We start from the raw sequence: 12,024 nt of genomic DNA on the forward strand, positions 1-12,024 counted from the left end.
GCTAACTGCCAGATCACCTCACTAGACTGCGGCAATGACGCAGACCTTCACGTCGGCAACGCATTGGGGCGCGTTCACCGCGCGGGTGCGCGATGGGGACATCGCTGAGGTGACCGCACTCAGCGGCGACACCAATCCGGCTCCGCAGCTGCAGAACCTTCCCGGCGCGGTGCGCCACCGCAGCCGTATCGCCAACCCCGCCGTGCGGCGCGGATGGTTGGAAAACGGCCCGGGGCCCAGTTCGGCGCGCGGTGCCGAGGAGTTCGTCGAGGTCAGCTGGGACGAATTGATCGACCTGCTGGCCGCCGAGCTGCGCCGGGTGGTCGACCGCTATGGCAACGAGGCGATTTACGGCAGCTCCTACGGCTGGGCCAGCGCCGGGCGGTTTCACCACGCGCAAAGTCAGGTGCACCGGTTCCTCAACATGCTCGGCGGCTACACCGCATCCCGGCACAGCTACAGCGCCGGCGCGTCGGAGGTGATCTTCCCGCACATCTTCGGTGCCGGCCTATTCGATGCCTGGGCCGACACCACCACCTGGGACGTCATCGTCGACCACACCGAGCTGTTGGTGGCGTTTGGCGGATTGCCATTGAAGAACAGCGCGGTGATGCCCGGCGGAGCCACCGACCATCCCGACCGCGACTTCGTCGGCCGATACCGAGCCCGCGGTGGTCGGTTGGTATCGGTCAGCCCGCTGCGCGACGACATCACCGCGATCGCCGGCCCGCTCGACGATGGCTGCCGTTGGATTGCGCCGGTGCCGGGCACCGATGTGGCGATCATGCTGAGCCTGGCGTACGTGCTGGCCACCGAGTCGCTGGTCGATCGCGCCTTCCTCGACACGTACTGCACCGGGTACGAGCGCTTCGAGCGCTATCTGCTGGGCAGTGATGACGGGGTGCCCAAAACACCCGAATGGGCCGCGGCGTTGTCCGGGCTTGACGCCGATGAGCTGCGCGATCTGGCCCGCGATATGGCCGGTGGTCGAACTCTGATCGTTACCAGCCTGTCGATGCAGCGGATCGAACACGGCGAGCAGACGGTATGGATGGGTGCGACGCTGGCGGCGATGCTTGGCCAGATCGGCCTCCCGGGCGGGGGTTACGGTCACGGCTACAGCACCAACGGCGTCGGCAATCTGCCGCTGGCGTGCAATCTGCCGGGACTGTCACAGGGCAGCAATCCGGTCTCGACATTCATTCCGGTCGCGGCGATTAGTGAGCTGCTGCACCGGCCACGCCAGCAGCTGGCCTACAACGGCCGATTGCTCGATCTGCCCGACATCAAGTGCGTCTACTGGGCCGGTGGAAATCCGTTCCACCACCACCAGAACCTGCCCCGGCTGCGCCGGGCGCTTGCCCGCGTCGACACGATCGTGGTGCACGAACAGTTTTGGACCGCGATGGCCAAACACGCCGACATCGTGGTACCCACCACCACCAGTTTCGAGCGCGACGATTTCGCGGGCAGCAAGACCAATCCCACCTTGATTGCGATGCCGGCGATGGTGTCGCGGTACGCCAACGCCCGCGACGACTACGACACCTTTTCCGCGCTGGCCCACCGGCTGGGGTTCGGCGAGCGATTCACCGAGGGCCGCAGCGCGCGCGAGTGGCTGGAGCACATGTACGACAAATGGGCGGCGGAGCTGGATTTCCCGGTGCCACCGTTCGGCGAGTTCTGGCGCGCCGGCCAGCTACGGCTGCCGACGCGAACCGGCGTGACGATGTTTGCCGATTTTCGCGCCGACCCGGTGGCCCATCCGTTGGGCACACCCAGCGGGCGCATCGAGATTTTCTCCGACACGGTCGACGGGTTCGCCTTGCCGGATTGTGCCGGTCACGCCACGTGGTACGAACCGTCCGAGTGGCTCGGCGGGCCGCGGGCCACGTCGTTTCCGTTGCATTTGATCGCCAACCAGCCGCGCACCCGGCTACACAGCCAGCTCGATCACGGTGGCGCCAGCATGGCGTCGAAAATCCTTGGGCGAGAGCCGATCCGGATTCACCCGGACGATGCTGCTGCCCGCGGGCTTAGCGACGGCGACATCGCGCGAGTGTTCAACGATCGCGGCGCCTGCCTGGCGGGCGTCGTGATTGACGACGGGCTGCGGCCGCAGGTGGTGCAGCTGTCCACCGGTGCGTGGTTCGACCCCGCCGACCCGAGCGACCCCGACTCGATGTGCGTGCACGGCAATCCCAACGCGCTGAGCAACGATTCGGGCACGTCGTCGCTGGCGCACGGCAGCACCGGACAGCATGTCTTGGTCCAGATCGAGAAGTTCACTGGCCAGCTGCCACCGCTGCGCGCACACGAACCGCCCGTGCTGGTTCAGGGCGCGGGGGAGCGACGCTAGCGCACCGTCCGGTTTCGTAACCGGTCCAGCACGCCACGTACCGCGTGCTCGGTGACCGACAGCGGTGACATGACCGTTTCGCCCAGGCTCACGATGTAGTCGATCCGATCGACGATGGCCTCCACCGGCTCGACCAGCACGACGAGCCTCTTCGCGAGATCGTCCAGGCTGTGCAGGGTGCCCTCCAGATGGTCCAGACCGCTCTCCAGGCGTTCGACCGTGGCGTTTAGGGCGGACAGCGAGCTGTTCAGCTCGACCATGGTCTTGCCCAGACCGTCAAGGACGTCTTCGACCTGCTCCACCGTTTTATCGGCGTTCAACGCGGCCTGGGTAAGGGTCTTCATTCGGCGTCGCGCGGGCGCGGGCCGGCCGCTTCTGTCTGTCATGACGTCAATTATTGCGTGCGAAGGAGCCGACGGGGCGTTCCCTAACCCCGTCGCCGAACGTCACGTCAGCGCGGCCTTCGACGTCGAGCGTCACGCCAGCGTGACGCTAGGCGGCGGGGTTAGCCGGGAACCTTGGCCGCGGCGCCCTCGTCGAGCAGCCAGAGCGTCTTCTCGCGCCCGATGGCGCCGGCCGCCGGGATCGAAACCGGATCGGCGCCGGCGATTGCAGCGGCCACCGCGTCGGCCTTGCCCGCCCCGGAAACCAGCAGCCAGACCTCGCGGGAACGCTGGATCGCCGGCAGTGTCAAGGTGATTCGTTGCGGCGGCGGCTTCGGTGAGTCGTCAACCGCGACCACCATGCGGGTGGTCTCGCGCACGGCGGGGGTCTGCGGGAACAACGAGTTGATGTGACCCTCGGGCCCCATTCCCAGCAGGTGGACGTCAAATATCGGCGCCGTGGCATCGGGTGCGGCATTGGCGGCCAGGACCTGCTCGTATGCCAGGGCCGCTGCGTCCAGGTCGGTGCCGAAGTCACCATCACTGGCGGCCATTGGGTGCACCTGGCTTGACGGAATGTCTATGTGGTTGAGCAACGCCTGGCGGGCCTGCTTGAGATTGCGCTCGTCATCGTCTTCGGGTACGTAGCGTTCGTCGCCCCAGAACAGGTGCACCGTGGACCAGTCGATCTGCCGTGTCTGGGAGCTGAGGTAGCGCAGTAGCGCGATCCCGTTGCCGCCCCCGGTCAGCACGATCTTTGCCTGCCCCCTGGCCGCGACGGCGGCCTGGATGACGCCGATCAGTCGCTGACCCGCGGCCTCGACCAGGATGCCGTCATCCGGGAAGATTTCGATGCTCTTGCTCACGCGTACTGCACCTTCTTGATGCCTTCGAGTGCGGCGCAGTAGATCTCGTCGGGGTCCAACCGGCGCAGGTCTTCGGCCATGCACTCACCGGCTACCCTGCGGGCCAATGGAACCAGGGCTTCGGGTTTGGCTGTCCGGCTCAGGGTAGCCGTGATTCCCTCCTGGGGCCGGCGCAGCACGATGGTCTCGCTGTTGCGCACCAACTCGACTTTGAGTTCACCGACCGCCCGGCGCACCGGACCGTCGATCCGGCTGGCCAGCCAGCCGGCCAGGACGTCGAGCGCCGGCTCGGTTTTCAAGCCGGACACCAGCGCCGACTCAATCGGCTCGTGCGGCGGCTGATCGACGGCGGAGGTCAGCAGTGCACGCCAATAGGTGATGCGGCTCCAAGCCAGATCGGTGTCACCTGCGCTGTAGCCGGCTAGCCGGCTCTTGATGGCCGACAACGGGTCGATAGCGTTGGTGGCGTCGGTAATACGCCGAATCGCCAACTTGCCCAACGGATCCTGGGCTGGCACCGCCGGAGCGATGTCGGGCCACCACGCCACCACCGGGATATCGGGAAGCAGGAAGGGAATGACGACACTGTCGGCGTGGCTGGCGAGTGCCCCGGACAGCCGTAGCACCACGAACTCGCCGGCGCCGGCGTCAGCGCCCACTCGCAGTTGCGCGTCCAGCCGCGGCTTGTCGGCGTACGGATCGCCCCTCATCGTGACGATGATCCGGCTGGGGTGTTCATGGCTGGCGTCGTTGGCCGCTTGGATCGACTCGTCGAACACGGCTTCGCTGTCCGGGGCGATGATGAGCGTCAGCACCCGGCCCATCGCGACGGCACCGGCCTTTGCCCGCAGTTCGTCGAGTTTCTTGTTCACCGCGGTGGTGGTGGTGTCGGGCAGATCGACTATCAATTGCGCCGCTCCTCCTCATCGCTCTGCTGTGCATCGTCGCCGGCGCCGATCACGGCCGCCGCCATTCCCGGCCGGTGCGACGCAGCATCTGAAACGATGACTCCGGGCCCCAGGTGCCCGCCTCATAGGGGTCGGGCTTGCCGTGTGCCGCCCAGTTGTTCAGGGCCGGATCGAGTATCTCCCAGGCCAATTCGACCTCCGCATTGACCGGAAACAGCGATGGCTCGCCGAGCAGCACGTCGAGGATCAGCCGCTCGTAGGCCTCCGGCGATTCCTCGGCGAACGCCGAGCCGTAGGAGAAGTCCATGTTGACGTCGCGGACTTCCATCGCGGTGCCCGGCACCTTGGACCCGAACCGCAGCGTGACACCCTCATCGGGCTGCACCCGGATGACCATGGCGTTGGTGCCGAGCTCGTCGGTCATCGTGGCGTCGAACGGCAGATGCGGCGCGCGCTTGAAAACCAGAGCGATCTCGGTCACCCTGCGGCCCAATCGTTTTCCGGTTCGCAGGTAGAACGGCACACCGGCCCACCGGCGGGTATCGACCTCGAGGGTGATGGCGGCGAACGTTTCGGTGGTGGAGTCGGTGGCGAACCCCTCCTCGTCCAGCAGCCCCACCACCTTCTCCCCGCCCTGCCACCCGGCCGCGTACTGGCCGCGGCTGGTGGTCTGGTCCAGCGGCTCGGCGAGGTGCGTTGCCGACAGCACCTTGATCTTCTCGGTCTGCAACGCAAACGGGTTGAAGCTGACCGGTTCTTCCATTGCGGTCAGCGCCAGCAGTTGCATCAGATGGTTCTGGATGACATCGCGGGCCGCGCCGATGCCGTCGTAGTAGCCAGCCCGCCCACCCAGTCCGATGTCCTCGGCCATGGTGATCTGCACGTGATCGACGTAGTGGGCATTCCAGATCGGGTCGAACAGTTGGTTGGCGAACCGCAATGCCAGGATGTTCTGCACTGTCTCTTTGCCCAGGTAGTGGTCGATGCGGAAGACCGCCTCCTCCGGGAAAACAGCGTTGACCGCCTTGTTCAGGGCGCGTGCGCTGGCCAGGTCGTGGCCGAACGGCTTCTCGATGACCACCCGGCTCCACCTGTCGCCCTGCGGCCGGGCCAGTCCGGATCTGTGCAGTTGCTCGCAGACTACCGGGAAGGACTTCGGTGGGATCGCCAGGTAGAAGGCGTGATTGCCGCCGGTGCCGCGCTCGGCGTCGAGCTTATCCAGTGTCTCGGCCAGTCGGGCGAATGCGTCATCGTCGTCGAAAGTGCCTGGCACGAAACGGAAACCCTCGGCCAGTCGGTCCCAGTTCTGTTGCCGAAACGGTGTTCGGCAGTGCTCTTTGACGGCGTTGTACACCACCTCCCCGAAATCCTGGGTGCTCCAGTCCCGTCGGGCAAACCCCACCAGGGAGAAGGTGGGCGGCAGCAGGCCGCGGTTGGCCAGGTCATAGACGGCCGGCATTACCTTCTTGCGGGCCAGGTCGCCGGTGACGCCGAAGATCACCATGCCGCACGGGCCGGCGATTCTGGGTAACCGCTTGTCCCTCTTGTCTCGTAGCGGATTGTGCCACTGGGCGGTGCTGGCGGTGCGGGTGCCGGCCTCGCTCATTTGGCGGCGGCGCTCAGCTGGGTCTGTGTTTCGTTCAGCAGCTCGGTCCAGGAGTCCACAAACTTCTCGACACCTTCGCGTTCCAGGACAGCGAACACGTCGGCCAGGTCTATCCCGATCGCCTCCAGGGACTCGAACACCCGCTCGGCATCCGAAGCGGTGCCGCTCACCCGGTCACCGCTGATCACGCCATGATCAGCAACGGCGTCAATTGTCTTCTCCGGCATGGTATTGACCGTGTGCGGAGCGACCAGCTCGGTGACATAGAGGGTGTCTGAGTAGTCGGGGTTCTTGACGCCGGTGGACGCCCATAGCGGTCGCTGTACCCGGGCACCGTCGGTCTTGAGCGCCTGATAACGATCTCCGTTTTCGAAGACCTCCTGGTAGGCGGCGTAGGCCAGGCGAGCGTTGGCGACACCGGCCTGGCCGCGCAAGGTAAGAGCGTCCGGAGATCCGATCATTTCCAGCCGCCTGTCTACTTCGGTGTCTACCCGGGAGACGAAAAACGATGCCACCGAATGGATTTTGGATAAGTCGTGTCCGGCTTCGCGGGCCTTCGTCATCCCGGTCAGGTAGGCGTCCATCACCTCGCGGTACCGCTCGACGGAGAAGATCAGCGTGACGTTGACCGAAATCCCTTCCGCCAGAACGGCGCTGATGGCCGGCAGACCTGCCTTGGTCGCCGGAATCTTGATAAACAGATTCGGCCGGTCGACGATCTTCCACAGCTCGATGGCCTGCAGGATGGTTTTGTCGGTTTCGCCTGCCAACCGCGGGTCGACTTCGATCGACACCCGGCCGTCGACCCCATCGGAAGCGTCCCACTCACGCGCCAGCACGTCGCACGCACTGCGCACGTCGTCGGTGGTGATGGTGCGGATGGCGGCATCCACGTCGGCGTCACGCTCGGCCAACTCCGCGATCTGGGTGTCGTAGGCATGGCCCTCGGCGAGGGCTTTCTGGAAAATCGACGGGTTGGTAGTCACGCCGACGACGCTCTTGGTGTCGATCAGCTCCTGCAGGTTGCCCGACCGCAGCCGGTCCCGCGACAAGTCATCCAGCCACACGGATACCCCCGCGGCACTCAACGCGGCCAGGTTGGGGTTCTGAGCGGTCATCTCCAATCACCCTTTCTCAGTTGTCCAGTGCGCGTTCCGCCGCCGCGGCCACGGCCTCGGCGGTGAAGCCGTACTCACGGAACAAGGTCTGGTGGTCCGCGGATTCTCCGTAGTGCTCGATCGAGACGATCTCGCCGGTGTCGCCGACCAGCTTGTGCCAGCATTGCGCGACGCCGGCCTCGATGGCCACGCGCGCCGACACCGTCGGGGGCAGCACGGCGTCGCGGTACTCGTACGGCTGGGACTCGAACCACTCAACGCAGGGCATCGACACCACCCGCGCGATGATGTCGTTGTCCGCCAACAACTTCTGGGCCGCGACCGCAAGCTGCACCTCCGAGCCGGTGCCGATCAGAATGACGTCGGGTTCTTCGCCCGGTTCCAGCTCGCCGCCGTCGTCCAGCACGTAGCCACCCCGGGCAACGCCCTCGGCGTTGGTGCCTTCCAGCACCGGGACACCCTGCCGGGTCAGGATCAACCCCACCGGCCCGCTGCCGTTGCCGCGGGCCAGGATCGTGCGCCAGGCGTAGGCCGTCTCGTTGGCGTCGGCCGGGCGCACCACCGATAGCCGGGGGATCGCGCGCAGCGCCGAGAGGTGCTCGATCGGCTGATGGGTCGGGCCGTCCTCACCGAGCCCGATCGAGTCGTGGGTCCACACGTAGATGGGGTCGATGTCCATCAGCGACGCCAGCCGCACCGCCGGGCGCATGTAGTCGGAGAACTGTAGGAAGGTGCCCCCGTAGGCCCGGGTCGGGCCGTGTAACACGATGCCGGACAGGATGGCGCCCATCGCGTGTTCGCGAACACCGAAGTGCAGGGTGCGGCCATACCAGTGCGCGTCGTATTCCTTGGTCGAAATCGAGGGCGGGCCAAAGGAGTCGACCCCCTTCATCGTGGTGTTATTGCTGCCCGCCAGGTCGGCCGAACCACCCCACAACTCAGGCAGTTTCGGTCCTAGCGCGGACAGCACCGCACCTGACGCGGCGCGGGTGGCCAGCGCCTTGGATCCGGGTTCCCAATGCGGCAAGTCGTCGTCCCAGCCGTCCGGCAGTTGGTGGGCGAGCAACCGGTCCAGCAGCGCCTTGCGGTCGGGTTCGCGCTGCGCCCACGCTTCGAACTGTGGTTGCCAGCGTTCGTGGGCTTCTTTGCCGCGGGCGACCAATCCGCGGGTGTGGGTGAGGACATCCTCACGGACCTCGAACGTCTTCTCCGGGTCGAATCCGAGGATCTTCTTGACGGCGGCCACTTCGTCGTCACCGAGGGCGGCACCATGCGCCTTGCCGGTGTCCATCAGGTTCGGCGCGGGATAGCCGATGACGGTGCGCAGCGAGATGAACGAGGGCCGATCGGTGACGGCTTTCGCGTTGGCGATGGCCTCCTCGATGCCGACCACGTTCTCGCCGCCCTCCACCTCCTGCACGTGCCAGCCGTAGGCGCGGTAGCGGGCGGCGGTGTCCTCGCACAGCGCGATGTTGGTGTCGTCCTCGATGGAGATCTGGTTGCGGTCGTAGAACACGATGAGGTTGCCCAGCTGCTGGACCGCGGCCAGCGACGACGCTTCCGAGGTGACGCCTTCCTCGATGTCGCCGTCGGAGGCGATTACATAGATGTAGTGGTCGAAGGGGCTGGCGCCCGGTTCGGCGTCGGGGTCGAACAACCCGCGCTCGTAGCGCGACGCCATCGCCATCCCGACCGCCGACGCCAGACCCTGGCCCAGCGGGCCGGTGGTGATCTCGACGCCCCTGGTGTGCCTGAACTCCGGGTGTCCGGGTGTCTTGGATCCCCAGGTGCGCAGCGACTCTATGTCGGACAGTTCCAGCCCGAAGCCGCCGAGATAGAGCTGGATGTAGAGGGTCAGGCTGCTGTGCCCGGCCGACAGCACGAACCGGTCGCGGCCCAGCCAGTGAGTATCGCTGGGATCGTGGCGCATGGTGCGCTGAAACAGCGTGTAGGCCAACGGGGCCAGGCTCATCGCGGTTCCGGGGTGACCGTTGCCGACCTTTTGGACGGCATCGGCGGCCAGCACCCGGATGGTGTCGACCGCAGCCGAATCGATCTCGGTCCAGTCGTCGGGATGGCGCGGTTGGGTAAGTGTGGAGATCTCTTCGAGCGTGGTCACAGGCTCAGTCCTTGGTCATCGAGATGATCAATCCTCACCCTAGTCTGGCGACGATGCGGGCGGGAACGGCCCGCGTGAGGAGCCGGACACTTCACCCTAGTGCGGGCGTGCCGGCTCTTGCAGGGCGGGATTTCGGGTACCCATGGCGGGTCGCTGTGAAGATAGCGTGTCGGGTACTCGTGCTTTGCAATCAGTCCGCTAATCCCGGAAGAATCGCTGTGAATCGACCCTGCGGCGCATCCGCCGCGGTCACGCCGTCTACCATCGTGTGTAGTAGAAGCTGCGCGCGGCTGCGATCCCCGAGGAGTTATTGCGTGAGCGTTGGCGGGCGCGTCGCGCCGAGCCGGACACCTGGCCGGGCAGTCGGCGCCGTCTTGGCTTACCTGGCGTTGACTAAGCCGCGGGTCATTGAGCTGCTGCTGGTCACCGCGATACCGGCGATGCTGTTGGCCGACCGCGGCGCCGTTCATCCGTTGCTCATGCTCAACACGCTCATCGGCGGCATGATGGCCGCCGGTGGCGCCAACACGCTCAACTGTGTGGCCGATGCAGATATCGACAAGGTGATGAAGCGCACGGCGCGACGGCCGCTGGCCCGCGCCGCGGTGCCGAGGCGGAACGCCCTGGTGCTCGGGCTGGTGTTGAGTGTGGGCTCGTTCTTCTGGCTGTGGTGGACCACCAACCTGCTGTCGGGGCTGCTGGCGCTGGCCACCATCACGTTCTATGTGTTCGTGTACACGCTCCTGCTCAAGCGCCGCACGTCGCAAAACGTGGTGTGGGGTGGGGCGGCCGGGTGCATGCCGGTGATGATCGGCTGGTCGGCCATCACCGGCACCATTGGGTGGCCGGCGCTGGCGATGTTCGCGATCATCTTCCTGTGGACGCCCCCGCACACCTGGGCGTTGGCGATGCGGTACAAGGAGGACTACAAAGCGGCGGGCGTGCCGATGCTGCCGGCGGTGGCCACCGAACGTCAGGTCACCAAGCAAATTCTGATCTACACCTGGCTGACGGTGGGGGCGACGCTGGTGCTGGCCGTGGCCACGGGTTGGCTCTACGCGGCGGTGGCCTTCGTGGCCGGGGTGTGGTTCCTCGCGATGGCTCATCAGCTCTACGCGGGGGTGCGCGCCGGCGAGCCGGTCAAGCCGCTGCGGCTGTTCCTGCAGTCGAACAACTACCTGGCGCTGGTGTTCTGCGCGTTGGCGGTCGATTCGGTGATCGCGCTGCCCACGTTGCTCTGATCGAGCGCCAAGCGCCCGGGACCCTCAAACCCGGTGTAGTTGCCAGCGCAGAACCAATCTAAAACTGCTGGCCGTGCACGCCAAACAATGCCGCGATCGTTAGCGACACCTCGTCCTCGGCCGCCGCCAGCACCACCTCCGGCACCACGCTCATAAACGACATCGGAAACCTCCCGGTAAAGCCTTGGCCCATGCCCGGTGACACCTGCCGCCGGAGCATGGTCCCGCCCGCCCCGCGACGATCCAACGTCAAAATCCCCATAACCAGCGCGAATTGGATGTGCACAGTGCACATTTCGCTTAGTATCTGGTTCGTGGAGTCGCGGGAACCCTCACCGCGGGCACATGAGCTCCCGGCGCTCCGGTGCCGCCGAATCTCGGCCCGGAACCGCTGCGCATGGCCCGTGATCTGGTGCGCCTCGGCCTGGATTCGTTGGCCCTCGACGTCTACCGCATTGGACAGAACATGGCCTGGCGGCGCTGGACGGATATCGCGTTCGGACTGACCTCCGACCCCCATGAGCTACGCGAGCTACTCGACGTGCCATTTCGGACGGCCAACGAGTTCGTCGACACCACCCTCGCGGGCCTCACTAGTCATATGCAATTGGTACGCGATGAGCTCGCTCGCGACTTTCCCGCCGAACGCGCCAAGATTGTCGAGCTGCTCATCGACGGTGCCCCGATCGGCCGTGAGCACGCCGAATCGCGATTGGGCTACCCACTCGACCGATCCCATAGCGCCGCCATCATTGGGGCGACCGGCTCCAAGGCGACCACAGCCACCTCGACCGAGTCGCCGAGGCATTCGGCCATGCTGCCGGATGCCCACACCCACTGGTCGTGGTTGCCAGCGCCGCGACTCGCTGGGTGTGGGTGAAAGACGCCGATTCGTTCGACATCGATCCGATTCACGAGGTGCTCCACCAAGTCCCCGACGCGCGCATCGCCGTCGGGACCACCGCGCCGGGAATCGACGGATTCCGGCGCAGCCACCGAGATGCACTCACCACCGCTCGCATGTTGATCCGGCTACGATCACCCCACCGAATCGCGTTCTTCACCGACGTCGAGATGGTCGCGTTGCTCACCGAAAACCCCGACGGTGCAGACGACTTCATCAAAAACACACTCGGAGACCTCGAGTCGGCCAGCCCGGCCCTGAAAACCATGTTGTTGACGCTCATCAACCAAGGGTGCAACGTCTCTCGCGCCGCGAGACTGCTCTACACCCACCGCAACACGTTGATGAACCGGCTCGAGACCGCGCAACGACTCCTGCCCCGACCCCTTACCGACACCACGGTTCACGTTGCCGTCGCACTCGAAGCCCAGCAGTGGCGCGAGAGGCAAACCCGCGATACCGCGGCAAAGCCATTGCCGAGCGTTACCACCGCGCCCTAGCGACAGCACAGCACCGGCTG

At 65.9% G+C, this 12,024-nt stretch carries 9 protein-coding genes and 1 pseudogene; 3 read left to right on the forward strand and 7 right to left on the reverse strand.

The features are described from left to right. Positions 1-34 precede the first annotated feature (34 nt). Positions 35-2,359, forward strand: a complete 2,325-nt coding sequence (locus AADZ55_RS09845; protein ID WP_085325153.1) for a molybdopterin guanine dinucleotide-containing S/N-oxide reductase — start codon at positions 35-37, stop codon at positions 2,357-2,359. On the opposite strand, the gene AADZ55_RS09850 is transcribed toward AADZ55_RS09845, so the two are convergent. From AADZ55_RS09850 to tkt, 6 genes are all read right to left on the reverse strand, one after another. Then, positions 2,356-2,754, reverse strand: coding sequence for an ATPase (locus tag AADZ55_RS09850; RefSeq protein ID WP_085325152.1), 399 nt, complete (start codon positions 2,752-2,754; stop codon positions 2,356-2,358). The two genes, AADZ55_RS09845 and AADZ55_RS09850, sit on opposite strands and share 4 nt — an antisense overlap. 110 nt (positions 2,755-2,864) lie before the next feature. Continuing rightward, the gene (pgl, locus tag AADZ55_RS09855; RefSeq protein ID WP_085325151.1) at positions 2,865-3,608 is read right to left on the reverse strand and encodes a 6-phosphogluconolactonase; all 744 of its coding nucleotides are present in this window, start codon (positions 3,606-3,608) and stop codon (positions 2,865-2,867) included. Next, entirely contained in the window at positions 3,605-4,516 is a 912-nt protein-coding gene (opcA, locus tag AADZ55_RS09860) for a glucose-6-phosphate dehydrogenase assembly protein OpcA (protein ID WP_085325150.1), read from the reverse strand. The genes pgl and opcA overlap by 4 nt, the downstream gene beginning before the upstream one ends. A 49-nt stretch (positions 4,517-4,565) precedes the next feature. Continuing rightward, entirely contained in the window at positions 4,566-6,122 is a 1,557-nt protein-coding gene (gene zwf, locus AADZ55_RS09865) for a glucose-6-phosphate dehydrogenase (RefSeq protein WP_085325149.1), read from the reverse strand. Then, positions 6,119-7,240 carry a transaldolase gene (gene tal / locus AADZ55_RS09870; RefSeq protein ID WP_085325148.1) on the reverse strand — a complete coding sequence of 374 codons (1,122 nt, stop codon included), beginning with the start codon at positions 7,238-7,240 and terminating at the stop codon, positions 6,119-6,121. The genes zwf and tal overlap by 4 nt, the downstream gene beginning before the upstream one ends. A gap of 16 nt (positions 7,241-7,256) precedes the next feature. Continuing rightward, on the reverse strand, positions 7,257-9,359 hold the full coding sequence (tkt, locus tag AADZ55_RS09875; protein ID WP_085325147.1) for a transketolase: 2,103 nt from the start codon (positions 9,357-9,359) through the stop codon (positions 7,257-7,259). A gap of 314 nt (positions 9,360-9,673) precedes the next feature. On the opposite strand from tkt, the gene AADZ55_RS09880 reads away from it, so the two are divergent. Further along, entirely contained in the window at positions 9,674-10,600 is a 927-nt protein-coding gene (locus tag AADZ55_RS09880) for a heme o synthase (protein ID WP_085325146.1), read from the forward strand. 58 nt (positions 10,601-10,658) lie between these two features. Here the strand turns inward: AADZ55_RS09880 and AADZ55_RS09885 are convergent, their stop codons facing one another. Beyond that, a complete protein-coding gene (locus tag AADZ55_RS09885; protein WP_119184964.1) occupies positions 10,659-10,895 on the reverse strand; it encodes a PE family protein in 237 nt (78 codons plus the stop codon). 57 nt (positions 10,896-10,952) lie between these two features. On the opposite strand from AADZ55_RS09885, the pseudogene AADZ55_RS09890 reads away from it, so the two are divergent. After that, positions 10,953-12,004, forward strand: a pseudogene (locus AADZ55_RS09890) (PucR family transcriptional regulator); the annotation flags it as partial. Positions 12,005-12,024: the final 20 nt, after the last annotated feature.

This window comes from Mycobacterium decipiens (assembly GCF_963853665.1).
Lineage (GTDB): Bacteria > Actinomycetota > Actinomycetes > Mycobacteriales > Mycobacteriaceae > Mycobacterium > Mycobacterium decipiens.

Bases quoted from the DNA above. Each gene is read 5' to 3' on its own strand.
- AADZ55_RS09845 (WP_085325153.1), top strand. From the start codon at position 35: ATGACGCAGACCTTCACGTCGGCAACGCATTGGGGCGCGTTCACCGCG.
- zwf (WP_085325149.1), bottom strand. From the start codon at position 6,122: ATGAGCGAGGCCGGCACCCGCACCGCCAGCACCGCCCAGTGGCACAAT.
- tal (WP_085325148.1), bottom strand. From the start codon at position 7,240: ATGACCGCTCAGAACCCCAACCTGGCCGCGTTGAGTGCCGCGGGGGTA.
- AADZ55_RS09885 (WP_119184964.1), bottom strand. From the start codon at position 10,895: ATGTGCACTGTGCACATCCAATTCGCGCTGGTTATGGGGATTTTGACG.